At 45.1% G+C, this 24287-nt stretch carries 32 protein-coding genes and 4 pseudogenes; 19 read left to right on the forward strand and 17 right to left on the reverse strand.

The annotated features are described in order from the left end of the window. Nucleotides 1-99 precede the first annotated feature (99 nt). Entirely contained in the window at nucleotides 100-2199 is a 2100-nt protein-coding gene (locus GO003_RS00415) for a right-handed parallel beta-helix repeat-containing protein (RefSeq protein ID WP_159658107.1), read from the reverse strand. Nucleotides 2200-2219: 20 nt separating this feature from the next. On the opposite strand from GO003_RS00415, the gene GO003_RS00420 reads away from it, so the two are divergent. After that, nucleotides 2220-3008 (forward strand): WecB/TagA/CpsF family glycosyltransferase, encoded by a 789-nt coding sequence (locus GO003_RS00420; RefSeq protein WP_159658106.1) that lies wholly within the window; start codon nucleotides 2220-2222, stop codon nucleotides 3006-3008. A 1278-nt stretch (nucleotides 3009-4286) separates the two neighbouring features. Here the strand turns inward: GO003_RS00420 and GO003_RS00425 are convergent. The 4 genes from GO003_RS00425 to GO003_RS00440 form a co-directional block, all read right to left on the reverse strand. Continuing rightward, complete coding sequence (locus GO003_RS00425) at nucleotides 4287-4574, reverse strand: helix-turn-helix domain-containing protein (protein WP_231088742.1); 288 nt, start codon at nucleotides 4572-4574, stop codon at nucleotides 4287-4289. Then, entirely contained in the window at nucleotides 4571-4909 is a 339-nt protein-coding gene (locus tag GO003_RS00430; RefSeq protein ID WP_159656860.1) for a type II toxin-antitoxin system RelE/ParE family toxin, read from the reverse strand. Before GO003_RS00430 ends, GO003_RS00425 begins: the two co-directional genes overlap by 4 nt. A 184-nt stretch (nucleotides 4910-5093) precedes the next feature. After that, the gene (locus tag GO003_RS00435) at nucleotides 5094-5381 is read right to left on the reverse strand and encodes a hypothetical protein (protein ID WP_159656858.1); all 288 of its coding nucleotides are present in this window, start codon (nucleotides 5379-5381) and stop codon (nucleotides 5094-5096) included. Nucleotides 5382-6301: 920 nt separating this feature from the next. Next, entirely contained in the window at nucleotides 6302-7336 is a 1035-nt protein-coding gene (locus GO003_RS00440) for an STAS-like domain-containing protein (protein ID WP_159656856.1), read from the reverse strand. Nucleotides 7337-7784: 448 nt separating this feature from the next. Between GO003_RS00440 and GO003_RS00445 the strand changes: the two genes are divergently transcribed. Together GO003_RS00445 and GO003_RS00450 are read left to right on the forward strand one after the other, a co-directional pair. Next, nucleotides 7785-8150, forward strand: coding sequence for a toxin-antitoxin system TumE family protein (locus GO003_RS00445; protein ID WP_159656854.1), 366 nt, complete (start codon nucleotides 7785-7787; stop codon nucleotides 8148-8150). Beyond that, nucleotides 8147-8494 (forward strand): HVO_A0114 family putative DNA-binding protein, encoded by a 348-nt coding sequence (locus GO003_RS00450; RefSeq protein WP_159656852.1) that lies wholly within the window; start codon nucleotides 8147-8149, stop codon nucleotides 8492-8494. The genes GO003_RS00445 and GO003_RS00450 overlap by 4 nt, the downstream gene beginning before the upstream one ends. Nucleotides 8495-8794: 300 nt before the next feature. Here GO003_RS00450 and GO003_RS00455 read toward each other — a convergent pair whose 3' ends face one another. From GO003_RS00455 to GO003_RS00470, 4 genes are all read right to left on the reverse strand, one after another. Then, nucleotides 8795-9178, reverse strand: coding sequence for a type II toxin-antitoxin system VapC family toxin (locus GO003_RS00455; RefSeq protein WP_159656850.1), 384 nt, complete (start codon nucleotides 9176-9178; stop codon nucleotides 8795-8797). Between the two features lie 3 nt (nucleotides 9179-9181). After that, nucleotides 9182-9484 carry a hypothetical protein gene (locus tag GO003_RS00460; protein ID WP_206444679.1) on the reverse strand — a complete coding sequence of 101 codons (303 nt, stop codon included), beginning with the start codon at nucleotides 9482-9484 and terminating at the stop codon, nucleotides 9182-9184. Nucleotides 9485-10021: 537 nt separating this feature from the next. Beyond that, entirely contained in the window at nucleotides 10022-10252 is a 231-nt protein-coding gene (locus GO003_RS00465) for a hypothetical protein (protein ID WP_159656848.1), read from the reverse strand. Continuing rightward, entirely contained in the window at nucleotides 10239-10511 is a 273-nt protein-coding gene (locus GO003_RS00470) for a BrnT family toxin (RefSeq protein WP_159656846.1), read from the reverse strand. The genes GO003_RS00465 and GO003_RS00470 overlap by 14 nt, the downstream gene beginning before the upstream one ends. A gap of 356 nt (nucleotides 10512-10867) precedes the next feature. On the opposite strand from GO003_RS00470, the pseudogene GO003_RS26765 reads away from it, so the two are divergent. The 7 genes and pseudogenes from GO003_RS26765 to GO003_RS00495 all read left to right on the forward strand — a co-directional run. Continuing rightward, a pseudogene (locus GO003_RS26765) lies at nucleotides 10868-11104 on the forward strand (IS110 family transposase); the annotation flags it as partial. Nucleotides 11105-11275: 171 nt separating this feature from the next. Continuing rightward, entirely contained in the window at nucleotides 11276-11473 is a 198-nt protein-coding gene (locus tag GO003_RS26770; RefSeq protein WP_456238219.1) for a WecB/TagA/CpsF family glycosyltransferase, read from the forward strand. A 549-nt stretch (nucleotides 11474-12022) separates the two neighbouring features. Further along, complete coding sequence (locus GO003_RS00480; RefSeq protein ID WP_159656842.1) at nucleotides 12023-12445, forward strand: putative toxin-antitoxin system toxin component, PIN family; 423 nt, start codon at nucleotides 12023-12025, stop codon at nucleotides 12443-12445. Beyond that, nucleotides 12442-12651, forward strand: a complete 210-nt coding sequence (locus GO003_RS00485) for a toxin-antitoxin system HicB family antitoxin (RefSeq protein ID WP_159656840.1) — start codon at nucleotides 12442-12444, stop codon at nucleotides 12649-12651. Before GO003_RS00480 ends, GO003_RS00485 begins: the two co-directional genes overlap by 4 nt. A 215-nt stretch (nucleotides 12652-12866) precedes the next feature. Continuing rightward, on the forward strand, nucleotides 12867-13091 hold the full coding sequence (locus tag GO003_RS26045; RefSeq protein WP_159656838.1) for a WecB/TagA/CpsF family glycosyltransferase: 225 nt from the start codon (nucleotides 12867-12869) through the stop codon (nucleotides 13089-13091). A 5-nt stretch (nucleotides 13092-13096) separates the two neighbouring features. Continuing rightward, complete coding sequence (locus GO003_RS26050) at nucleotides 13097-13405, forward strand: WecB/TagA/CpsF family glycosyltransferase (RefSeq protein WP_269144459.1); 309 nt, start codon at nucleotides 13097-13099, stop codon at nucleotides 13403-13405. A 412-nt stretch (nucleotides 13406-13817) separates the two neighbouring features. After that, nucleotides 13818-14276 (forward strand): PEP-CTERM sorting domain-containing protein, encoded by a 459-nt coding sequence (locus GO003_RS00495; RefSeq protein ID WP_159656834.1) that lies wholly within the window; start codon nucleotides 13818-13820, stop codon nucleotides 14274-14276. 87 nt (nucleotides 14277-14363) lie between these two features. Here GO003_RS00495 and GO003_RS00500 read toward each other — a convergent pair whose 3' ends face one another. The 6 genes and pseudogenes from GO003_RS00500 to GO003_RS00525 all read right to left on the reverse strand — a co-directional run bounded on the left by GO003_RS00500 (nucleotide 14364) and on the right by GO003_RS00525 (nucleotide 18370). After that, entirely contained in the window at nucleotides 14364-15044 is a 681-nt protein-coding gene (locus GO003_RS00500; protein WP_159656832.1) for a hypothetical protein, read from the reverse strand. A 411-nt stretch (nucleotides 15045-15455) separates the two neighbouring features. Beyond that, nucleotides 15456-15725: a Txe/YoeB family addiction module toxin gene (locus GO003_RS00505; protein ID WP_159656830.1), complete on the reverse strand. Its 270-nt coding sequence runs from the start codon at nucleotides 15723-15725 to the stop codon at nucleotides 15456-15458. Next, nucleotides 15706-15978 (reverse strand): type II toxin-antitoxin system Phd/YefM family antitoxin, encoded by a 273-nt coding sequence (locus tag GO003_RS00510; protein ID WP_231088743.1) that lies wholly within the window; start codon nucleotides 15976-15978, stop codon nucleotides 15706-15708. The genes GO003_RS00505 and GO003_RS00510 overlap by 20 nt, the downstream gene beginning before the upstream one ends. Before the next feature lie 243 nt (nucleotides 15979-16221). Further along, nucleotides 16222-17343, reverse strand: a pseudogene (locus tag GO003_RS00515) (ISAs1 family transposase). Between the two features lie 372 nt (nucleotides 17344-17715). Further along, nucleotides 17716-17958, reverse strand: coding sequence for a hypothetical protein (locus GO003_RS00520; RefSeq protein WP_159656828.1), 243 nt, complete (start codon nucleotides 17956-17958; stop codon nucleotides 17716-17718). Further along, complete coding sequence (locus tag GO003_RS00525; RefSeq protein ID WP_159656826.1) at nucleotides 17936-18370, reverse strand: Rpn family recombination-promoting nuclease/putative transposase; 435 nt, start codon at nucleotides 18368-18370, stop codon at nucleotides 17936-17938. Before GO003_RS00525 ends, GO003_RS00520 begins: the two co-directional genes overlap by 23 nt. Before the next feature lie 128 nt (nucleotides 18371-18498). On the opposite strand from GO003_RS00525, the gene GO003_RS00530 reads away from it, so the two are divergent. The 3 genes from GO003_RS00530 (at nucleotide 18499) to GO003_RS00540 (ending at nucleotide 19840) form a co-directional block, all read left to right on the forward strand. Then, complete coding sequence (locus GO003_RS00530) at nucleotides 18499-18798, forward strand: BrnT family toxin (protein WP_159656824.1); 300 nt, start codon at nucleotides 18499-18501, stop codon at nucleotides 18796-18798. Continuing rightward, nucleotides 18782-19048 carry a type II toxin-antitoxin system BrnA family antitoxin gene (gene brnA, locus GO003_RS00535; RefSeq protein WP_159656822.1) on the forward strand — a complete coding sequence of 89 codons (267 nt, stop codon included), beginning with the start codon at nucleotides 18782-18784 and terminating at the stop codon, nucleotides 19046-19048. Before GO003_RS00530 ends, brnA begins: the two co-directional genes overlap by 17 nt. A 216-nt stretch (nucleotides 19049-19264) precedes the next feature. Continuing rightward, nucleotides 19265-19840, forward strand: coding sequence for a WecB/TagA/CpsF family glycosyltransferase (locus GO003_RS00540; protein ID WP_231088744.1), 576 nt, complete (start codon nucleotides 19265-19267; stop codon nucleotides 19838-19840). A 559-nt stretch (nucleotides 19841-20399) separates the two neighbouring features. Here GO003_RS00540 and GO003_RS00545 read toward each other — a convergent pair. Beyond that, a pseudogene (locus tag GO003_RS00545) lies at nucleotides 20400-21628 on the reverse strand (ISL3 family transposase). A gap of 230 nt (nucleotides 21629-21858) precedes the next feature. Here GO003_RS00545 and GO003_RS00550 point away from each other — a divergent pair. The 4 genes from GO003_RS00550 to GO003_RS00565 all read left to right on the forward strand — a co-directional run bounded on the left by GO003_RS00550 (nucleotide 21859) and on the right by GO003_RS00565 (nucleotide 23018). After that, nucleotides 21859-22104, forward strand: coding sequence for a type II toxin-antitoxin system ParD family antitoxin (locus tag GO003_RS00550; RefSeq protein WP_159658023.1), 246 nt, complete (start codon nucleotides 21859-21861; stop codon nucleotides 22102-22104). After that, complete coding sequence (locus GO003_RS00555) at nucleotides 22104-22403, forward strand: type II toxin-antitoxin system RelE/ParE family toxin (RefSeq protein ID WP_159658024.1); 300 nt, start codon at nucleotides 22104-22106, stop codon at nucleotides 22401-22403. The genes GO003_RS00550 and GO003_RS00555 overlap by 1 nt, the downstream gene beginning before the upstream one ends. Before the next feature lie 138 nt (nucleotides 22404-22541). Next, a complete protein-coding gene (locus tag GO003_RS00560; RefSeq protein ID WP_231088745.1) occupies nucleotides 22542-22694 on the forward strand; it encodes a DUF433 domain-containing protein in 153 nt (50 codons plus the stop codon). Between the two features lie 75 nt (nucleotides 22695-22769). Further along, complete coding sequence (locus tag GO003_RS00565) at nucleotides 22770-23018, forward strand: DUF5615 family PIN-like protein (RefSeq protein ID WP_231088746.1); 249 nt, start codon at nucleotides 22770-22772, stop codon at nucleotides 23016-23018. On the opposite strand, the pseudogene GO003_RS00575 reads toward GO003_RS00565, so the two are convergent. Next, nucleotides 22942-23330: pseudogene (locus GO003_RS00575) on the reverse strand (recombinase family protein). The gene GO003_RS00565 and the pseudogene GO003_RS00575 sit on opposite strands and share 77 nt — an antisense overlap. Nucleotides 23331-23551: 221 nt before the next feature. Here GO003_RS00575 and GO003_RS00580 point away from each other — a divergent pair. Then, on the forward strand, nucleotides 23552-23806 hold the full coding sequence (locus tag GO003_RS00580) for a type II toxin-antitoxin system Phd/YefM family antitoxin (RefSeq protein ID WP_159658025.1): 255 nt from the start codon (nucleotides 23552-23554) through the stop codon (nucleotides 23804-23806). Between the two features lie 7 nt (nucleotides 23807-23813). Then, nucleotides 23814-24215 carry a type II toxin-antitoxin system VapC family toxin gene (locus tag GO003_RS00585; RefSeq protein WP_159658026.1) on the forward strand — a complete coding sequence of 134 codons (402 nt, stop codon included), beginning with the start codon at nucleotides 23814-23816 and terminating at the stop codon, nucleotides 24213-24215. Nucleotides 24216-24287 lie beyond the last annotated feature (72 nt).

Below are 24287 nucleotides of genomic sequence, written 5' to 3' on the forward strand. Positions count from 1 at the left end.
AGCTTTAAGGGGCGATTAAAATCGCCCCTTAAAGCTTTAGATCATCGGGAAGTACGTTCAAGACCAGTCCACTGCATTCTGCGAAAAAATATAAGGTCACTATTTAATCAACCCAATATCAGCAGGCAGCGATGTAAAACCAATACGTTTTACCGGTGACTTATCACAAAACTTAACCGTGTTATTGGTAAGAGTGAGACAAGGGTCTTGATTGATGCTGTTCCTCTCCATGCCTTCTTCCAGCCATTGCAGCCACAACATGCCGGTTTTTTTCTCCTGCTTATCCAATAGGTGATAATCCACTCGAAATACTCCGTTGGTACTCCAAACCAGATTGTCCGAAATGATGTTATTGTCATACGGCAAAAAATATCTGAGCGATCGACCATCGGGCTTGGTCGTTATAATGATATTGCGCTGAATGCGGTTACCCTCGGGCCACTTTTCATTATTCATGGATCTTTGTAATTCAGGATATTTAGCCCGCCATAAACTGCTTTGATACGGCATGGCCTTCAGGTTTTTCTGATTTTCGGACCATTTATAATCCGGCCAACGGTTATCGACCCAAATGGCATAAACATCGGTGATAAACACGTTGTTTTCTATTGTGTTGTCGCGCCCTCCTCCCAGTTGAATAGCTTTTGTTCCGGCATGATTAAATAGGTTGCCATAGATCGTAAAACCGCTCACGGCATCATCCAAATAGACACCAATTACGTCTTTTGATTTAACATATTCCACTGTATTTTTGGCAATATCCACAGCTTTCAAGCCATAGCCGTAAATATCATGCAAACTGTTATAGCGAATAATATTTCCCCGGTAGGTCCAGTCTCTTCCCGAATAAATGGCACCGCAATCGGACGCTTCTTCACATAAATGATGCAGCTCATTTTTTTCGATCAAATGCTCATTGCCATTAATCAAGATACCCATGCTAGGGCCATTTTCAATCAAATTATGTGTAATGATTTGTCCTACACCTTGAACATCAATTGCAGCGGCTAAATTTTTGACTATCTCGGCAAAATGGGAAAAATGGTTATTGATTATGCTATGTAGGCCCGGATAAAGTGTTTTTCTTTCGCCGCCTATAGCCAAGATTCCACCTCGCCCTAAATGATGAAAATAGCCATCTTTAACACTAATATTTTGGCCGCCGTTGATTTCTATCGCTTTAGCACCGGCATTTTTTATCTCCAGTTTCTCCAGTATTACGTTGTCTGATTTAGTGATGACCACGGCACTGTGGACAGCTTCCTCAAAACTCAGATTACTGAAATTCAGGTTTTTTGCCCCGTCGACGGTCATCAGGTTTTTTTGGACAGAAACACTGATCTTTTGCGGTGCTTGACCAAAAGGTGGAATAAACTGAATGCGCTCCTTGTCCCGATCGTAGAACCATTCTCCCGGCACATCCAATTGCGACTGAACATTCAGCAAATAAAACCGGTGCCCGCTTTTTAAGGGATACGCTGTCTCGCTACCTACGGTTATTTTATTGGTACCAAAATCAATCGTCTTAACAGGAAGATATTCATCAAACCAATCATTACCCGGCCAAATATGCACATGTGCCTGACTCAACCCATTTTCATCAAGTGGGATGGTTTCAAATGTAGTGAATTGTGTTTTTGCATCCAGGGGCACTTTGATGTGAGCCCACCCTTCATTTGGCCAGCGCGCCAATCGCATTCTTTGCCCATCAACAAAGAGCTCAAAACCCGGCAAACTGCCTTTGATTCTCCCGGTTTCCTTAAGTTTGCTTGGGCCGAGATTTAACCCTCTTACGGAGCACGACCAGACGGATGCTTGCTCGGGCAAACAGTCCGTCAATGGTTTACCACCGCTGAGGGTTATTTTTTCGCCTTCTTTGCCCTGCCAACGCGTAACGGCTTCATTGAGACCGGAATCTCGCAAATCAAAGCTCAATGGTTTGTCTAGATAATAAATGCCCCCGGCAATATTGACGGTTGTTTGGCCTTGTAATACTCGTTTAGCTTTTAGTTTTCTAATTTCTTGCTGAGCCCGATATAGCGTTTGAAATGGGCCGTCTGTTTCTTCCCTATTGGCTTGATCCAGGGCGCCACTCCATTGATCACGGCCGTTTGGACTTACATACAGCTCAAGTGCCTGGGCCGCATTTGAGCCAAATAAAACTGTTATACTCAACAAAACTTTTATCCATGATTTCATCGCCTGAACCTCTTTTAAACATGACGCCAATTAATCCAATACACAACCTTAGCAGGGTTACGATACTCGGTTTAGATTTTCCTTTACTTAATTATTCATTAACGCTGGATATTTTTAGTCATTGGATAGCAGAAAAAACTGCGCATCAGGTCTGTATTGCCAATGTGCATACGATAGTGTTGAGCCGGACTGACAGCGAACTAAAGGCAATCAACGAAAAAGCTTTGGTAACGATGGACGGATTACCGCTGGTTTGGTACGCCAATTGTGTACATAACGCTAACCTTAAAGATCGGGTCTGTGGGCCCGAGTTAATGCTGCGCTGTCTGGATGAAGGCCGGAGCAAAGGCTGGCGACATTTTTTTCTGGGCGGTAAAGACGCCGTACTGATTGATTTGGTTAGCAAGATGCGGGAGCGCTTTCCCGATGTTGAAATCGTGGGCTGGCATTCCCCCCCTTTCAGAGCATTGTCTGAACAGGAAGATGCCGATTTGGTTGAGATGATCAATAGCCTGCAACCGGATTTTTTATGGGTCGGGTTAGGCGCACCCAAGCAAGAAAAATGGATTGCTGCGCATCTTGCCCGTGTCAATGTTCCGGTACAAGTCGGCGTGGGTGCCGCTTTCGATTTTCATTCGGGCCATGTCAAACGTTCACCTGTCTGGATGCAAAAGATGGGCTTGGAATGGGTCTATCGCATGCTTCAGGATCGCCGATTGATAAAACGCTATTTAATGACCAATCCGGTTTTTTTGGCGTTGTTTTTAAGAGATTTCATCAAAGCAAAAATTTGGAATTTTTCTAATTAAACCCAAAGATCAAGAACAGCTCATTTTGGCTTTTTTGATCCGACTGGAGTTCGCTAATCTGGTAAACAAGCGTGTATACCCTTGAATGTTGGGTTGCAAAAAGCAGCAACCCAACCTACCCCGGCTGCCGATCAGTTGATTGATTGAGGTATTCGGAATTCAATGTTGAAAAGTGAGAAGTTACCCAGTTTTTATAAGGTTGTCCAGACTTGTTATAGAACTTTGTTTACATTAATAGTCCTGATTATAAAGATGTTTCAGCTATATATTCGTACGCGTCATTCCGGCAGAGCCTGCCCCGGTCAGGGAATGCCGGGGGATTGCCGGAGTCCAGGTCACATGGATAGTTCGAAGCTTACCATCCATGGCACTGGATGCCCGTTTCCCGACGGGCATGACGGGCGCTTAGAGCAAACCCTGTAAGCCGGATTCGCCACCAGGCAATCCGCCATGGCTTTGAAGAATGTTTAAATGCTGTATACCTGACATTCGAACCGACAATTTTCGAGAAGATCGCAAGCAGTGATCGACTCAAACCATCCGGACGCAGTTCTTCAAACCGGACAGTCAGCCTAATCGGGATTTTGCGGACTGGATAGCCAGAAAGCAGCCATTGGCGACCACACCCAATCGGCCATTATGTGAAGTTTCCTTTTATGTGTAGCGGCTTTGGCGCAACTATGATGTAAGCTGTCTTTAAAGCCCCTACCTCGTTCACAATCTTTGCATAATTTCCATGATTTAAAACAAGCTTTCAAATACACCCAAAGGGAGCAATATCAGCGATTATTCCAGTCGATGTCATCAGACGTATCGAATTCTCACTTTTTATCGACATCATGGATAAATTCCGCGTGATTGTTTCCCTGTTGGAAGCAATATTTAAGTAGAAAAAGCTATCTGTAGTACTGAGGGTTAGTTTCTGAATGGAACTACAGAAAATCGACTCCTGCAGTTTGCAAAAATTATGATCAGCTTTTTATCTGGCTGCCTTGCTCAATCCGCTATATACCTAGCGTCAACTATGAGAAACCAAGACAATGTGCATAAAAGGAAACTTCACATAATGGCCGATAGGGTGAGGTCGTCAATGGCTGCTTTGTAGCCCCAGGATCTGGATTTCTCTGAATGACCGCTTTGGAGAAGCGCGAGTGGCAAAAATGGGTCGATTTAGCTCCTTCATTTCTAACGGGGGACAGAGTTTCTAGGCGCCTAAGTGTGTTGATCAATTCTTTTTCGTGTCGATCGTTTTGGATTTAATCTCTGAATGTTCCGGTTTTAGGCTGCTTCCACTTCCAGTACTTTAATCTCAACCTGCAAGCCCGCAGCAGTAGCCATATTCACCAGGGCATCCAGTCCAAACAAATTGATTTTGCCACGCATCAGGTCAGAAACTCGGGGTTGAGTGACGCCTAACAACTTGGCGGCATCGGCTTGGGTGAGATCGGCGCGGGTGATGTGGTTTTTGATGGCCATCATCAGTGTGGAACGCAATTTCATGTTTTCCGCTTCCTGCGGCGTGTCCTCGATGGCATCCCATACGCTGGCAAATCGTTGAGTGGTCATGGCTTCAACTCCTTTACTAACTCTAAATATCGTTTGGTGGCTAAGTCCAGGTCGGTTGTGCTGGTCTTTTCCGTTTTCTTCTGGAAGCAATGCAGCACATACACCGCATCGGCAAACTTTGCGACATACAGCACCCGGAATGCTCCGGCTGAATCACGAATCCTGATTTCCTTCACGCCCTGGCCGACCGTATTCATCGGTTTCCAATCGTCCGGCTCCTGGCCGTGCTGCACTTTGTCGATTTGAAATCCTGCTTCACGTCGCGCTGACAGCGGAAAAGTGCGCAGATCTTCTAGCGACCGGCCTCTAAATTCGACGGTTTTGGTGTTTGTCATAAGCTAAATTATACAATACTTTGTATGATTTTAGAAGCGATTTACAGGCTTGATCCCTCCTTCAAAAACGGACTGATCAAGCAGGTAACAAAATGAATGAGGTTAGACTTGGTGCTTCAATCTAACAAAGCAAATTTATTCGGATGAAAATTCCCTACGCTCCGTTTGCGACGTTGAATGACAGTTAATTAATACCTGCCGACATTGAGCGCAAAGCTTCGAACGTCAACTTGAGGTTGCATGGCGACCGTCTTCTCTTCAGATTCATCGCCGGAAAGCTGTCATTGAATTCCGATACCTGAAAGCGGCCGTTCGTCACTGAGTTCAACCGACCCATTTTTGACACTCGCGTTTCTCCAAAGCGGCCATTCAGCCAATCCAGATTCTGCGGAGTGGAGGTCTCCAAACCAGCCATTGGCGACCACACCCAATCGTCCAAAACCCGCCGGTCGATGTCACTATCTAATTTCAATAGTTAAGGCATTCTGTGGTCCAACCGGGTGTCCGGTATTCGGTGAGCAAATTAGCATTATCACTGAGTCACTTCGGCCACTATGTGTAGATCCAAACTATGTGTATTTGCGAATTTACTTTGTGGCTCAGCCCTTGGTGTCAGTTGCATATGACCGAGTGAAACTGCACATAATTTCAATGCTTGAAGATATATCATCAACTTGCCATCGTTTGCATAACATCGGCTAATCGATGATTCCAGCACTTTGATACATTGCGGTTGTCATGAAATCTCGAGTTAGGGTGCCAATTGGCTCTGAAATAGCTTAGTGACGCGGAACGTGATGCATTAGAAGCCCTGTTGCCACTGAGTTATTACTACAGGATCACAGGCAAAACTATGTGAAGCTAAAAATTATTCATATTGACCGTATCCCATGTCAACTCTACCTCTCATCCAGATGATATTAACGATCTGCACATAGTTTGGAACTACACATAGGGGTCGCTATTTGTAGATTAACATAGCGGCCAATACCTGCCGGACGAGTTTGATTTTGGAATGGCAGCTTTATGTCATAACGCGCTTATTTTTAGGCAGAACTAACTAGGAGCCTGTCCGAGAATACAAGTTATGAAAAAACAGACACAGCATATAGTTTTTTAGTCATAACTGACACTATATATTGTGTTAAAAATTTCAATTGTCGAGTTCTCGGACAGGCTCCTAGGCGAGAGACACAAAACCAATCTACAAACCGACTGCGGCCAGCGTTAGGTCAAGAAAACATACCCAAACCCAAATAAGCGCACGCAACAAACAACCCAACCTGAAAAAACACAGTAGCAATTGTTGATGCGATTCTGAAATGCCCTGACCCAACGTCATTTCCGCTTAACTTGGGTAATAGTATCTGGGTGACTTACAGGTTGATTGACTTACCTCGACGCAATAGCCCTAGAAACCATCTTATCAACATTGGGTTCCATGTTGTCGGGCAGTAATGTTATTTCTGGATGAGCTTGTGCATAGACACGGAAAATTTCATCGGCAAAAGCTTGGCCGATAGCCAACACACCCTCAAAGTCAAAAATAACGTAATGAAAGCGTTCTACCCGTGCCAGTAATCGTTTCGCTTGAGACCTGGATACAAGTTTTTCATTACCGTATTGGGCTAAGCGAACAGGAATGATGGTTTTGTTGAATTGAAATTCGTCTGGTCCAGCATAGTCGTCGAACACCGCTTGAATCTGGCGCGTCGAATCCAGCTTAATAAGCATATAGACCACTGTACCGTCTTTATCTCTAGAAATAGACAACTCGAGAATAAAATCGAAATCGAATGTGTCGTCGTGACTAAACCTGATTCCACACGATTCGATTTCAAACTCGTCGAATACTCTCGATGTAAAGAAAATGCCTTCGCCGGTATGATTGTCGGGATCGGTGGTCAGCTTGCCTTTGGACAATTCGAATAGGGCTTGTCGTTCGTCACTTAAATCGCACAGCCGTTTAATTTTCCTAAAAATACCTTCACCGTCGTCAACGACAGCGATGACTATTTTTTCTTTGTCCCGTACAACGGATATATAAACTTGTTCTCCGCCCGAGTGGTCGATGACGTTATTGACCATTTCGGTAAAACCGTAATGGCATATGTCGACGATGTTTTCAGGCAAACCGTCAAATACGAAAGCGTAATAATCTCGCCAGACGCTATCCTCTGTGAAGCCTTCGGTCAGAGGAAATAGAGACTTATATTGTCTTAAGTCGCCAAGAAAATATCTTTTTCCTTTACCGGTGCCGCTCGAGTTTAACCAGCCTTCGGTTTCTAAGCGTTTTATGTGGTTGTTGACTGCTTGTGCGCTTATCGAGAAGATAGTTGCAATATGTTTTGCAATATCAATGGGATGATGCCTGACGTCCCTAATAATTTGGCGTCGAATTTGCTCACCGCGCTCTTTGTTGCTCATACTTTATCCTTTAAGAAAAACTGTTTTCTTAAAGGATAAATCGATTTTTCTTAAAGGGCAAGAGCCCGATATAGACTGATTGCACGGTTTCTTGTTATCTAGCGAACGTCTGCTGCTTGCCAATGACCAGTCAACCAAACAATTTCTGTCAAAGACGGCTTTGGGTCGCTATGTTAAGCTTAACATAGCGGCCAAAAGCGGACTGCTGCGTAGTTTTTGTGACAGAAATTAAACACATAGCAGACTATCCATTTACCGCAAAAAAAGGAGGAGCGGCCCGATAATCTGAGTTATTAATTTTAGCATATCAAGGCTGAGCGTCATGCAGGCCGAATACTCGATTGCATGACCCCGTTCTTACTTGAAAACATCGACTTTGAATGTTTGCTAAGAATGCAGCTCTAGCATATGTTTAGACGCACCTTATCATCGGATGATATGATTAACTGTGCACAAAGAGTCAGGAATAGATACGCTTTTGGAACTTGATCAACAGATTCTTGATCAGGGAAATGGCTATTGGATCAAAATTGAGGCCAGACGAGTGACGTCAACCAAGCAAATTCCGCATGGTATACGGTACTCGCTGACCTTACATGAACCCTATGGCAAGCGGATTCTTGGCTATGACAATGCTCATGCTGTGAAACCGCCGAAAAAATTCAAATTCGCTGGACAACGTTTACCCTATGACCACAAACACCGGCATATTAGCGACCAAGGCGTGCCTTATGAATTTCAAAATGCGTATCAACTTTTAATGAACTTCTTCGCAGAGGTTGATCGGGTATTGGAGGAACTTAGAAAACTATGAGTAAAGTTATGATTGGCATTCTGTCACAGGAAAAAATGCGGGAACGGGTTCTGGCTATTGCCAAAGGTGAATACAAGCCAAAACCTTCAGAGCCCAAAATTTGGTTCACCTCAATGCGTTCTTTGGCCGAGATTTTGAGCGATGACAACCGGGCGCTGCTGAAAATCATTCAGGAAACCCATCCGGAGTCAATTTCATCTCTGGCGGTGATTACCGGTAGAAAACCAAGCAATCTGTCTCGTACCTTGAAAACCATGTCGAATTATGGGTTAGTGGAAATGCGGCGCGAGAAAAATCAAGTCCGGCCAATTGCTGTGGCTACTGAGTTTCAGATTTTTGCTTGAGTTAATTCCGACTATCGGTATAAGATCTGGCGAGATGAAATTCTCAGTGTAATTTTCAATCGGCGCCAACATACTAAAATACCGTCATAGTTTAGATGTAATACCGAGACGTTTCGCGCGCTCTTCGCGATCTGCGCGGATGAAAAAGGAAAAAGATCGGGGTCAGGTCTTGATTTTTGCATCATCCATTAAAAGGCGCACAGACATTAAAATAATACTTCTTCTATGTATCTCTTTAGTGTTGATCAAAGATAGCTGAAAGCGTCGGCGCATCGAGTAGGCGTTCGGCCCGAAGATCCATTAATTGACGAGTTTTCCTGTTAATTCTGCATAAAGAGGAAATTTGCGATCTGCAGATATTAACTGGCTGTCTGTCATAAGTGCTGTGGCGATGATGATACGGTCTTGCGGGTCGCTATGATGTTCGGATAAATCGACTGCTGCGCAAGCAATTTCGGCTGTAATGGGCACTAAAGTAATATTCGATCCGCTTAACGCCTTATCAAGCCAAATGAGGGTTGGTTCCGGCAATATAAGTCGGTCATGCCGCTGTAGCCATGCAACTTCAAAACAACTAATCGCTGACACACCCACCTCAGAGGTGTTATTGATGAGTTCCATCCATTGGGCTTTCAACGAATTCGTCTCATCATTGACCCACCACAGCCAGATGTGAGTATCCAAAAATCATTTTGGCAAATTCCAATCTGTTTCAGGCGCTGACGAAATAATATCCCCTAGAATTTGCAATTTTCCGGCTATGTCCGGATGCGGACGGCGTCTCGGCTGGGTAGTTGGTGATTCTGAGGTATTGTCAACTAAAATAATTATTCTAGCTTTACTTGCCTTTTGCAGTGATTGATATTCCTTAGGAACATGGACAATGCCATTTTCTATATTTGTTTCAAATTCTATAGCCTGCATGTTGGATTCCTTATTTAACGTATGAAAAGGGAAGGTTGGGGTCAGAGTAAAATTAAATACCAACATTTGCCTAACCCCGTAAGGTGGATTTGCCAAAATGCAATCCCCCATGGCTTTGAAGAACACTGGCGTTTTGCAGTCGCGAAAACGCCCTACCGCTTATCGATTTTTACATCAAGTTGTGTTATTTGGCTTAATTTCTTTGTGTTAGGCGACCGCTTTGTGTCTTGTGCTCCTAGGTCCTTGTTCGACAAAGCCTTGGTAACAATGGACGAATTACCGCTGGTTTGGTACGCCAACCCGGTGAGGCGGATTCGCCAACTGACAATCCGCCATGGCTTTATCGAATGTTCAAATGCTGTATACCGACATTCGAACCGACAATTTTCGAGAAGATCGCAAGTGGTGATCGACTCAAACCAGCCGGACGCAGTTCTCCAAATCGGACAGTCAGCCTAATCGGGATTTTGCGGACTGGATAGCCAGAAAGCAGCCATTGGCGACCTCGCCCAATCGGCCAATTTTTGACTGTCAGCAGTTGCTGTTCAGGTGTCTGGATTAGCCTCAACAACAGACGTTAATGTAATGCTCAGAGGCGAAGCGTTAGCGGAGTTCGCCGGAGCGTTGGGTTAGGCTGTTTGTACGCTTGGCTACCTCAATGAGATAACGTAATGCTTCATTAACGGCTTCGGCATTTGGAAACGCAGCGATCACGTCAGGCTCTAAACGAACGGTATCACAAAACCTTTTGCGCCCCGGCCCCAGTTTCCTTACTTGTAAGTTTTGTAAATCATACTCGGGCCGTAATTCATCTTCTATTTCACTCTTGTTCATAGGCTTTCCGCTCCGATAGCGTTGCTTCTCTAGCACTGATTAATCGAATGCTATTGTTACGCTCCATATAGGAAACAAACAATAGTCTCCCCTGGGCCGATTCACCCAACAGGATAAAACGGTGTTCTCCGAAGGAATGGTCAGGGTCATAGAAATCTACATACAATGGATCATCAAAAACTGTTTTTGCCTCTTCAAAATAAACCCCATGCTTTGACAAATTTGCTACCGCTTTGTTTTTATCCCAGTCGTATTTCATTGAAGCCATATCCTTCGCGCACATCAGTTTGCACTATATCTGCATTCCTTCTTTTTTAGCAAGTATCTGCATCTACGAGTCACGACTGGGACGTCTCATCTCGCACGGATTAGGCTTGATTCTCAGAGAGCAAAGCCATTACCTCAACAACGACAGTTTTATCTGGCGGAAAGACAGCGCCAAAAAAAAGCAGGTTACTTTTCATGCATGAATTAAACCTGACCCCTTTTTCGCTTTTTCGAAACGGTTTTAGAGTCAAAAGGGAGTAATATAGGATGATGATATGGACTCCTCCTCACCCCTAAATGGTGTCAAAATGCACCGACTAATTTAACCGGAAGAAAGAGGTGCCTGTCATGAATCGTAACGTAATGGGTTTGGATATTGCAAAGCAAGTATTTCATTTGTTCTCGATGAAAGATGGCAAAGCCGTGAAAAGGAAGTTGAAGCGGTCTGAGTTGTTGGCGTTTATCGCACAGCTGCCCGTGAGCTTGATCGCGATGGAAGCGTGTGGTGGAGCGCATCATTGGGCTAGGGAGTTTACAGCCTTGGGCCACGAAGTGGTGTTATTGAACGCCCGCTTCGTTAACCCGGTAAGGCGGATTCGCCACCAGACAATCCGCCATGGCTTTGAAGAATGTTGGCGTTTTGCTATCGCGAAAACGCCCTACCGGTTATCGATTTTTACATCGGGTTGTGTTGTTTGGCTTAATTTCCTGGCATTCTCTCCCTTTCAAAGCATTGTCCGAACAGGAAGAGCCGATTTGATTGAGATGATCAATAACCTGCAACCACATTTTTTATGGGTCGGAATAGGCGCTCCCAAGCAAGAAAAATGGATTGCTGCGCATCTTGCTCGTGTCAATGTTCCGGCACAGGTCGACGTGGGTGCCGCTTATGATTTTCATACGGGTCATGTCAATCGTGCACCTGTCTGGATGCAAAAGACGGGCTTGAAATAGGTCTATCGCATGCTCCAGGATCGCCGGTTGATTAAACGCTATTTGATGACCAATCCGGTATTTTTGGCGTTGTTTTTAAGAGATTTCATCAAAGCAAAAATTTGGAATTTTTCTAATTAACCCCAAAGATCAAGAACAGCTCATTTTGGCTTTTTTGCTCCGACTGGAGTTATCGCGATTGATGCGGTTCGTACCTTTCCGCATCCTACTGACTTTGTACGCGTGAATTGTTGAAATACAGGGTAGTTTTGCGTAACACAGTGAAGCAAACCCATGAGGAAGGACGATTCCCAAATCAAGCCATCCAGGTGTAATGACTATCGACGAATACACCTAACAAATCTGTCACTTACGGGTTGACGACAACTGTCCAGAAACAGAGGGTAAGCGACATGCAGTCCAAATCCGGGTTGTCGGCGAACTAATAAATACTAAGCTGTCAGTCAATATCGAAACCTGCCTTTTTACGTGACTGATAGGTGATTGTCCTCCGACATTGAATCATGTCATTGCTAAGCTAAGTGGTTGCAGCTATGCTACCGCATACTGATGAAAATTGTCGTAGATACCAATATTTTTTTGGCTGTCTGTTTAAGCCAAGGCTCTGCTAACTCGGTGATCGCTGCGTGTTTACGAGGTCAGGCCATTCCTTTGATGGGCACGGCATTATTTAACGAGTACGAAGATGTACTGGCCCGGACAACGTTATTTCACCGTAGTCGTCTGAGTGCTGAAGAGCGTAATGAGCTTCTGGATATTTTCCTCTCGATTTGTCAGTGGACGCGAATCTATTATGGCTGGCGGCCGAATCTAATTGACGAGGGTGATAATCATTTGGTCGAGCTAGCGGTTGCCGGTAATGCACAATTTATAGTAACTCGCAATCTTCGTGATCTATCCAGAATGGAATTGAATTTTCCGCATTTGACTGTACTGACACCTGAAGCATTTTTGAAGGAAATAGCAGCATGACAGCACTGACCGTAAGACTCCCCGATGACAAGTACCGTCGCCTTAAAGAGGTGGCTCATCAGCGTGGCACCAGCGTCAACCGTCTGATCGACGAAATGGCCACTTTGATGCTCGCTGAGCTGGATGCTGAAACTCGTTTTTTAATTAGAGCGGAAAGAGGTCGTGGAAACTTGGCGCGAGGCTTAGAATTGCTTGAGAAAGACTAACCCGGTAAGGCGTTGAAGAACACTGGCGTTTTTCTATCGCGAAAACGCCCTACTGCTTATCGATTTTTACATCGGGTTGTGTTTTTTGAGCTTATTTTTCTTTGCGTTAGGCGACCGCTTTTTTTCTCATACTCGTAGCTGAAAATACCAGTCCCTGTTCGTTAAAGCCTTGATAACAATCGACGAATTACCGCTGGTTTGGTCCACCAAATTGTATGTACAACGCTAACCTTAAAGATCGGGTCTGCGGTCCCGAGTTAATGCTGCGCTGTCTGGACGAAGGCCGGAGCAAAGGCTGGCGGCATTTTTTTCTGGGCGGTAAAGACGCCGTACTGATTGATTTGGTTAGCAAGATGCGGGAGCGCTTTCCCGATGTTGAAATCGTGGGCTGGCATTCTCCCCCTTTCAAAGCATTGTCCGAACAGGAAGAGCCGATTTGATTGAGATGATCAATAACCTGCAACCACATTTTTTATGGGTCGGGTTAGGCGCACCCAAGCAAGAAAAATGGATTGCTGCGCATCTTGCCCGTGTCAATGTTCCGGTACAGGTCGGCGTGGGCGCTGCTTTCGATTTTCATTCGGGCCATGTCAAACGTGCGCCTGTCTGGATGCAAAAGACAGGTTTGGAATGGGTCTATCGCATGCTCCAGGATCACCGATTGATAAAACGCTATTTGATGACCAATCCGGTTTTTTTGGGGTTGTTTTTAAGAGATTTAATCAAAGCAAAAATTTGGAATTTTTCTGATTAAACCCAAAATCAGGATCAGCTTATTTGGGCTTTTTTGAGTCGCCTGGGTTTAGCTAATCGGGTAAATGTGCGATATTAATAACGGTCGGTATATGTCACACTTGCTGCCGATCAGTGGCCTTTTTTTGTAGAATTGCGGTGTGCGCAGAAACCGCGTCGTATGCGATTGATGCGGTTCGTGCCTCACCGCATCCTACTGACTACGAATTCCTTTATGGGATGTTTTCCTGTTAAATTTTTGTTTCTTTGGAGTTCCACATGAAGAATCTAGTTAAGTTAAGTTAATTTGTTTTGCAATTATCGTTTCAATTGGCACAATCAAAACTGCATATGCAACATTAATAACTCTAGATATTAAATGGGGAAGTCCACCAATAACGGCTAAAGGGTTTATTACTTTCGACGCCTCGTTATTGGAAATAACCAATCCCCAAGGCGGCTTTAATCTGCCTCGCTCAGCCATTTCCGATCTAGGCATAACCATATCCGGCGCATCAATTGGCAATGGAACTTTTGGGCTGAGTGACTTCAATTCCATTTGGTTTTATTCACCAAGCCGCCTTGATTTTGGCACTGAATTAATTGGTCAATCGCTTAGCAATGGCTGTCTTTTTGGCGTATTGTACTGTGATACAGGTATTCCAGGTGACGACATTGGTAACTTCACTTTAGATGGTGCAACTCCAGCCGACCCCACAGCGTTTTACTGGTTTGACCTCACGACAGCTGGCGGAGATGGTGATAGTATCGGAGTAGTATCCATAAAACCCGTTCCTCTTCCAAGTAGCTTAACGCTTTTCGGTTTGGGCTTGGCAGGTATGAGGTTAATCCGGACAAAAAAGATTCGGGATTTAAAAATGGCCTATAAGTGAGGGGGATTCGCCGACAGGCAATCCGCCATGGCTTTGAAGAATATTGGCATTTTGCGACTTGGCAATAAAACGAGAATATCCCATAGATTATCTCGTAAAGGCAAGGAGTCCAGGCTGCCGTTGAATACACAGTAATAGAGCAAAACCCACCAGAAAAAATAGAGCGGATGCCGGTACTGGTACCGGCACGACCAACACACCAATTGCGGAACCTGTAGTGAGAACACGCAGGAGCGGTGTGCCAGCTTGTTCCAAAGTGGTTGCGCCACCCCTTATTTCATAAGACCCGTGTAAAGCCCATTGGGGGTCGGAGTAAACGCCGGGATTGAAAGGGACCAAACCTCCCGCTTGCGTGAATGCCACTCCTGATCCGAATGCCAAATATCCTTCTGATATTTCCAATATTACACCTCCTCCACCTTGCCCGGCGTATGTCACTGATGCTGGTGTGTATTCATAACCAGTCATACCATATGGTCCATTGCGGGACTTGATATCGAAATCAATAAAATTTGAGGAATTTCCATCGGGGTCGAGTGGTTCCAAAAGAAACCAACCCGTCAATTCAGTTCCATCATCGAATTTTGCGTTGTTGAGCTCCCAACGGACGAAACTCGCCTGCGTCTCTGGACTAACGACGAGCATTGCACTCAACGCAACGATTGAAAGAAAACCTGTAATGGTGTTTATTACCGGTAATCCTAGAGATAGTCTATTCAATACTCGCATCGTTCTCCCAAAATATAAAAGGATGATTCCATTTGCCATCTATGTTCGTCAAAACAAACCGGTAAGGCGGATTCGCCATCAGGCAATCCGCCATGACTTTGAGGAATATTGGCGTTTTGCAATGGCGAAAACGCCCTACCGATTATCTATTTTTACATCGAGTTGTGTTTTTTCGTTAGACGACTGTTTTTGTCTCATGCTCATAGCTGACCCGTCCTTGTAGGTCAAAGCCTTGTTCAGGCAAATGGCTAGGATCGGATTTCGATTTGGTAAATCCGTTCCTGCCCGTCTTTGGCTTTGACATCGACAAAGATTAAGTAGTGTCAAGTCTTGCAATCAAAACACACAAGTTCCAGTTGGGGATTTCTATTTAACGATTGCCAACGCAAGACCGGCTCTCATTGTTTGTTAGCGGGGCGTCCCTTGCCGTAACGTTAGGACACCCTGAATTCAATGGTCTTCGTAATGTCCACCAACTGCAAAGATGTAAATGGATTTTTCATCAAATTTATAAATGAGTCGATCTTTTTGAGAAACTCGCCTCGACCATAATCCAGTTAGGTTGTGTCGAAGCTGCTCGGGTTTACCCAAGCCTTTGCTTGGGTCATCACGTAGCATTTCTTTTAAGAGTATACAGAGAGCTTTGTGTAGCTTTTTATCTTTGTCACGAAGCTCTTCGTAGGTTTCCCAGGTTCTACCCTCAAATACGAGTGATCTCATTCAGTTCGTCGCTAGTCGGGGTATAGCCGGAGTTATTGTTGTGAGTTGCCACTGATACGGCAATCTGTTTCATTAGGCTGCTGTTCTGGAGAACGTAAAGAGTTTCCTGTTCTCGCTCCCAGTCGTCTGCACTCATAACCACAAAAGCTTCACCTGCCCTGCGAGTTACCTTTAGGGGGACATGATTACTAACCACATGTTCTACAAGGGATTTTAGTTTATCTCTAAACTGGTTTACGCTAACTGTATCCATATTTGACTCCATATGTACGGAAATACCGTACAAGTGTAGCAGACACCCCCTAGTAACGCTATCAACCTGATGTCCAAAACCAGCTTCACTTTGGTCGCAGGTTATAGCTGCGTTGAATGGCAGCCCATTGAATCCCTGTCGTCATTGAGCACAACCCGGTAGGGCGGGGCAAGCCGCCATGGCTTTGAAGGCTGTTGGCGTTTTGCTATCGCGAAAACGCCCTACGGGTCCAGGGCAAACGCATTAAAAATTATCCGCAAACAACACCTTGCTACGAAAATCGCCATCCCAAGCGGCCATTTTGCGTTTTTTAGCAAGCCTTAGTTTTGAAGGCTCTTTTTGGAACAGATTCAAAACGAGATGTCGGATACTCGTCATAATACTTGGAGCGTTTCCCTTGCGAATCCGGCTGGCATCTTCTCGAAGCACGACATCCATCCGCCAATGCAGGATATTCTCAATCCCCCAGTGTCCCCGCGCCGCATAGGCAAATGTTTTAGCAACAGGCGGAATAGAGTTGATGAAAAAACGCTTTTCCTTAAACTGTTTACCGGCTTCTTCGTATTCTCTTTCAACCATGCCGATAGTCCGTAAACCTGCTCAAGATTCTGTTTTCGGCAGTGTGCGCAAATCGTCGGTGATCCAGTAGCGGCGAGTTTCCAAGCGCCCATGGCCGTGCTCCACTTCCTCCACATAATCATATTTTATTGGTTTAAAACCAGCCGCTTGAGCCGTCGTGAAATAATCCTCGACGGCTTCATGCAGGCTGCCTTGATTACCTTTCAGGCCCAACACATAGTCGCCACCTTGATCGACGATCTGTTTAGCAATGTCTCGTTGACAGCCCATTGCGTCAATGCTCACAATGCAGCCTTTTAGCTCCAGTAATGCCAACAGTTTGGGGATGGCGGTAATTTCATTCGACTTCTCATTTGTCGCTTCCTGGCCTAAAACCACTCGGTTTGAAGCGCTCCATGCACTCACCCTATGCAACGGGTTTTTGCTGTTTTTTCGATCTCGCGATCCCCGCGCCGTTTTGCCATCCACACTGATCAGTTCACCCTCTGTTTGCGTGTTCACGCTTTGTGTCCAACTAATAAAGCACTCTTGGAAAGCTTTAGGTGACAACCTTGATATGACATACGCTATACAGTCATGAGAAGGTATACCGTTTTTTAATGGAACAAAACGCCTGAGCCAATCTAATTGGTTATGACCGAAATCGGCTATATCTTCCCAGCCGTCAGCACCACTGATCACGGCACATACGGTTAAAACGATGATGTCCATTAACTCATGCCGCTTATTACGGTTTATTCGAGGATCGGGTAATTTCGAAAAATACTCTACAAAACAGGGGGTCATATACTTTTATTGCAAAAAGTATTACTTTAATCTCGTAATATACTGTTTTTCAAATTATTTATATGCGTTTTCCCTGCCTACGGGTCATGCCTTTTTACAGCGGGTTGTGTTTTTTAGTTTAATTTCTTTCCTTAACGAAGGCTGTCATTCCGGCATGGATTACCTCGCATCTTGATGACGCCCATGTTCATGTTCAATTCGGCGTGGGGCTGCTTTTGATTTTCATTCGGGTCATGTCAATCGTGCACCTATCTAAATGCAAAAGATGGGCTAACCACCGTTTACGCAGACTCTATCGAATTCCTGCAAGTTTGCAATTAATGCGGTTCGTACCACACCGTTTCTTGCCGGCTGGAAACGTTTAAATTGGAACTATTTCTTGTCCAGAAGTGCTTTAAGACGCTCAATTTCAGCTAACGCAGCTTCTTCCCTTAGCTTAGCCTGCATTAACTCTCGTGCTGTTTCTTCTAATTCACGCTGGATAGCCCTCTGCTCCCGCAGATATTCTTGCCGGCTTGGTATTGGTGGTATTGACGTTCTTTTTCTGAAAAAGTGCTTAACGTGCTCATGGCTTGTTTCATCTCCTGCGTTATCATCCAGTCCGGTAAAGACCATCGTTTAACTGCTCACCGACTTTGAAAAACTGTAACCAGCGTTGATCTTCTGACTCAATCCGGTTTGCATCAAACTTGTTTAATTCCAGCAGCCAGATGCCGCCATGTTGAATGAATGTTTTTCCTTGTTCATCACGGACTTTGTAATGATGCACATACTCGTTATCATCGGTTATCAGGTTTTCGGCCAATAGCCAAATGGCATAAGTGGGTTTCAGTTCGCCGTAATCTTGATTACTTTTTAATTGCTGGCTGTAGATGTCAGACCAATTGTAAATGATCCTGGCTGGCAAATGGCTATGGTTGGTCAATTGGATTTCGATTTGGTAAATCCGTTCCTGCCCGTCTTTGGCTTTGACATCGACAATGCTGAGCTTATCGCTTAAAAATTCCTTTTCATTATAGGGATTCAAGATCTCCACTCAAACAATCGGCTCTGAAAGCTCCTGAGCCAAAAACGCATTCAAAAAGTGAATTTTCAATGATATAGCTTGTAAAGATGGGTGTTGCACTATTATGTATATTTTCATAATATACATTTATGATAGATTTAGCTAAAGTCACCGGATTTGATTGGGACGTAGGAAATAGTCAAAAAAATCTTAAACACAGCGTATCAACGGCTGAGTCTGAGCAAGTATTCTTCAATGCACCACTGCTACTGTTAGAAGATTTTAAGCACAGTCAATTGGAACCACGTTTTCATGCGTTGGGCAAAACAGACAATGAACGGCTTTTACATATTTCATTTACATTACGCAATGATGGTATGACTATCCGCGTTATCTCGGCGAGAGTCATGCATAAAAAGGAGCGTTCAATTTATGAACAAACAACTTAAAACCATTCCACATTTTTCCAATGAAGAGGAAGAACGCATTTTTTGGGAAAGTCACGATTCCACTGACTATCTCGATTGGAGCCATGCCCAGTCGGTTGTACTGCCCAATTTGAAGCCAACAACCAAGACCATTTCGTTGCGATTACCACAACATTTGCTGGACTCAATTAAAGCGGCGGCAAATTCTCGGGATGTGCCCTACCAATCACTGATTAAGGTCTGGTTGCAAGAGAAAGTGCAAAATCATTAGACCATTAACCCGGTAAGGCGGATTCGCCATCAGGCAATCCGCCATAACTTTGAAAAATATTGGCGTTTTGCTATCGCGAAAACGCCCTATCGGTTATCGATTTTTACATCGGGTTGTGTTTTTTTGAGCTTATTTTTCTTTGCGTTAGACGACCGCTTTTTTTCTCGTACTCGTAGCTGAAAATACCAGTCCCTGTTCGTTAAAGCCTTGGCAACAATGGACGAATTACCGCTGGTTTGGTACGCCAATTGTGTGCATAACGCTAACCTTAAAGATCGGATCTGCGGTCCCGAGTTAATGCTGCGCTGTCTGGATGAAGGCCGGAGCAAAGGCTGGCGGCATTTTTTTCTGGGCGGTAAAGACGCCGTACTGATTGATTTGGTTAGCAAGATGCGGGAGCGCTTTCCCGATGTTGAAATCGTGGGCTGGCATTCTCCCCCTTTCAAAGCATTGTCCGAACAGGAAGATGCCGATCTGGTTGAGATGATCAAAAGCCTGCAACCGGATTTTTTATGGGTCGGGTTAGGCGCACCCAAGCAAGAAAAATGGATTGCTGCGCATCTTGCCCGTGTCAATGTTCCGGTACAAGTCGGCGTGGGTGCCGCTTTCGATTTTCATTCGGGACATGTTAAACGTTCACCTGTCTGGACGCAAAAAACGGGCCTGGAATGGGTCTATCGCAAGCTCCAGGATCGCCGGTTGATTAAGCGCTATTTGATGACCAATCCGGTATTTTTGGCGTTGTTTTTAAGAGATTTCATCAACGCAAAGATTAGGAATTTTTCTACTTAAATCCTGCAAACAAGCACTGAGAAAGTCAAAATAAACTTAAATCAATAATAGTATTTATTCATATCCAGCAATTGAGTAGTCATGATTATGATGAACCATCACGCCGCAAGCCAATCCCACCTCTGTTTACCACCCCTCGAACACAAAAGGGCAGTAGGTTACAGTATTAGCGAAGTTGTGTATAACGGTTGGTATCAATTTAGGTACTAATATAGTACCTATATTTCCAGGTTAATACGCGTCAGTAATTTTTATTAATGACGCGTATTACTGACGCGTGTTACAGACTTGGATTTTTTAGTCAGTAACATACATATGGGAGATCGGCTTTTCATCTTTTACAAGGCACCCCAAATGTAGCCATTTTTAGGGGTCTCATACAACGTTTTGACATGCGAGTTTTACATGATTTTTATAGCTAAAAAATACCGGTTATTTTTACCGAAAAAACACCTGTTATTTATGACTTGTTTTTTACCCCTTTTTGGAGGCGTTTCAAAAGTGTACCCGATTGCAATATCCTAGCCTGGTTTAGACCTTATGATAGAAAATTAAGGCTCTATGTGAAATACAGTGGGTAATCAAATTTCAACTTTCCACATAGGAAGTAAATCATATTAATGAAATTGTTGATGTTGCGGTAGCCTCTGGCTCGCCGTTTAGCCAGCTGAATCTACTATTGATGCCTTCAAGAATGCCGTTACTAATGAGTGATTCCACGAAATGCACTATCCCCGACCAATGTCCTTGAACTGTGTTGGCAAACTTGATAAACGCTGGAATTTTGGCCGCGTCCACCTCGTTGCACCATTGCCTCAGAAAAGCCTCCGCTGCTGGTTTGTCGGGCATTTCCCAGAGATCATTGAATAGCACCTTTAAGCGGTAAGCTTCACCCAGGGTGGGGTAGAGTTTAATCAGTTCATCCAGCTCTTTTTCTTTTTTTTCGGATAGGTTTTCCCGGTTCTTTAGAAAAGTGTATTTGTGGCTTTTCAGAGCATCATGCTCTTTGCGTTCGGCAATGCGCACCTGATTCATGGCCTCGTTCAATAATTTCACAACATGGAACCGATCAAAGGTAATCTGTGCGGCAGGGAATGACTCGGCGGCACCGGCAATAAACGACGGTGACAAATCCATGCTGATTTGCTCCACCTGTTCCTTATCAACACCCTTATTTTCAAGGTGTTGCTGAATACTTTGCAGCGTTGCCTTACCCTTACCTTCGGTGACATGAATCACGCGGGCTTCATCCAAATCAACGCCCAGCGTGACGTAATGATGGCCTTTTTTGGTCGAGGTTTCATCGACGCCCAGCTTGGTTATCGTGCTCGGATCATCGGCTGCTTTTGCCTGGCTAATCCAGTGATTAAAGAGAGTCCAGATGCGCTGTAAATTGACCCTCAGTATCTCGGCGACTCGGTTGACCGGCATTTCCCGTTCGATCAAGGCTAGCGCCAAGGCTTCAAATAACAAGGTAAAACCACTGCCTGGCCGTGCCCAGGGAACGTCAACAGTGCGGACTTTACCATCGGTCGTGGTAATGCGCGGCACCGCACAGTGGAGGTAACAGGTGTGTTCAAAAAAGCTCAAATGTTGCCATTGCCGCTCTACGGTATCATGCACTGGACAGAGGTTATTCGCGTCGTCTAAGAAGCGCGAGCCAGTCACAAAATCGATATGCAGATGCAGTTCGCTACGGGCCAATTCATCTGTAGAAAAGGTCACGGCTTTGACCTGCCAAGTGGGTTGCAGGCCTAAAGCCATGCTGAATAAAGTTTCACTGTTCATGGCTATATTATTGCATTACCCACTACAAATCACATAGAGCCAAAAACTTGAAGCCTTGTTGCCGTGGAATATTAACAAAACAAATCCAATCGAATAGCGCAAGTACGTGCTTTATTAAGCGCTTACGATTGAAGAATAGCCATAGACTGTTGAAAATCGAAAAACATGGCATAGATTGCCAATCTATGCCATAAATAAAGATATGATCTTTGCACAATGGAGGCATCACAATGGCAACGATGAATATTTCGGTCCCCGATCCAATGAAAGACTGGGTTCTGTCTCAAGTTCAATCCGGCACATACGCAAATAGCAGTGACTACATTCGGGATTTGATCCGGAAGGATCAGGAAAACAGAACAAAACTGAATGCTCTACAACAGGCTATTACCGAGGGCATAGAAAGCGGTGTTAGCAGCAAAACATTCGACGAGATTATTCATGCGGCTCGGCAAGGCCTGAAAGACCGTCAATAATGGGACGGTATGTTTTTTCAAAAAAGGCCGAAGAAGACCTGATTGACATTTATCGCTATGGTTTTCTAAACCATAGCGAACGGCAAGCGAACCAGTACAGTGATAGCTTAAAAGAAAAGTGCCAGTTTCTCGCGGATACTCCTTTAGTGTTTCGAGAGCGCGATGAATTTACCCCTCCGGTCCGTATCCATACCCATAAAAGGCATCTAATTATCTATAAGATCAATGAAGATCATATTCTAATCATTCGTATTTTGCATGAACGCATGAATGTTGAAGATCAGTTGGCCTCCTCTTAAAAACGGAGGTTTTTGAGAAGCCTCGTTGCGTTATCTCTGAGGCACACAGAATAAAGGCGCATCTATTCTCACAAATAGTTCTTGAAACTATATTCTCACCCTACTACTATGACAATGAGTTTCGATAAGGAGCAGAGCATGGGACAACTGAATCGCATCACCCAAGAACCCGATGTGATGGGTGGCAAAGCCTGTATCCGTGGAATGCGCGTCACGGTCGGCATGATTGTGGGACAAATCGGCGCGGGACACAGCGTTGATGAAATTCTCGCCGATTTACCCCTACCTTGAGCGCGAAGACATCATGCAGGCGCTTCGTTACGCTGCCTGGCTAGCCGAAGAACGCGAGGTCGTACTAGGCTCCGCATGAAGCTGCTCGTCGATATGAACCTGTCCCCGCGCTGGATCGGATTGTTAGTCGATGCTGGCATTGAGGCTGAGCACTGGTCAACGCTGGGTGAAAAAAATGCTCCGGATTCGAAAATCATGGCTTATGCCAACGCGAACGACTATGTGGTCCTCACACACGATTTGGACTTCAGCGCGATCCTTGCCGCCACGCATGGCAAGAAGCCCAGCGTCGTGCAAATTCAGCCAGGGAGGCGAAAAGATTAAACACCAAAAGTCCTTGCGGCGTTGTCGTGTCAATCGGATCATTTAGGCTTTTGATACCAACATCCTGCTTTAACAGCAGGTTGACGGTCTCCACCAGATGCTGAGCGAACGCCCCAGTCGATCCAGCTTCCAAACCACCACGATGTCGCCCGGTCGCACTTCGTCGAGAAGCTTGGCCAATATGGGCCGCTCAGTTGCCGCTCCGCTAATGACTTCCGTGTAAACCTTGGCCCAGCCAACTTCTTTCAGCGCATCGACCTGAAGCGCTACGGTTTGATCACGGGTACTGACACGGGCGTAACCAATATTCATGGAATATTTTTCGGGTCTGATAATAGTCCATTATACTCATCGCAGAATAGTAAATCGAACGTTGTTTTATAGAACCAGTATTCTGCACTGAAAATAGGCTGATTTCGACGGAAAATGGCCTTGCTGCCGGCGTTCGACAAAATGATCGTTTTGTCGAACTGCTTGCGGTGCAGAAAAAAGGTTGATAGACTAGTTACATGCCTAGTCAACAGAGGTTTATTATGAAAATTTGGCCGGTACAAGACGCTAAAGCCCGTTTCAGTGAATTACTGGATACCTGTGTAAACGAAGGGCCGCAGGTAGTGACCCGTCGCGGGACAGAAACCGCTGTACTCGTGCCTATCGCCGAATGGAAGCGCCTGAATAATACCGCACGCCCCTCACTCAAGGAGTTACTAATGTCCGACGTGGGCCGCGCCGGCTTTGATTTGCCTCAGCGCGGACGGGCAAAGCGTCGAAAGTCCGTTGAGCTGTAAGGTCGTCATGTTCCTTCTTGATACTAATGTTGTTTCGGAGTTGCGCAAGGTTCGCCCCCATGGAGCGGTAGTAGCGTGGATCGAAGGCGTAGCCGATGCTGAAATTTACCTGTCTGCTGTGACACTCGGTGAAATCCAAGCAGGCATTGAAATCACACGCGAGCAAGACCCTGCCAAGGCTGCGGATATAGAGGCATGGGCCGATCAGGCGGGAGCTACCTATAATGTATTGCCCATGGACGCTGTGACCTTTCGGCTATTGGCGAAACTGATGCACCGTCAGTCGGACACGGTCTATGAAGATGCTATGATCGCGGCCAGTGCGCTTGTGCACAAGCTTACTGTAGTCACCCGAAACATCCGTGATTTTGAACGCTTTCAAGTGTCCGTGTTCAACCCATTCGTATAATGAGGCCGTCATCGGGGCCTGCGTGCGGCTTTCGGCGTGCCTCTTATTCATTCTCAGTTAATGTGGTTCCTG

The organism is Methylicorpusculum oleiharenae (assembly GCF_009828925.2).
GTDB classification, from domain to species: domain Bacteria; phylum Pseudomonadota; class Gammaproteobacteria; order Methylococcales; family Methylomonadaceae; genus Methylicorpusculum; species Methylicorpusculum oleiharenae.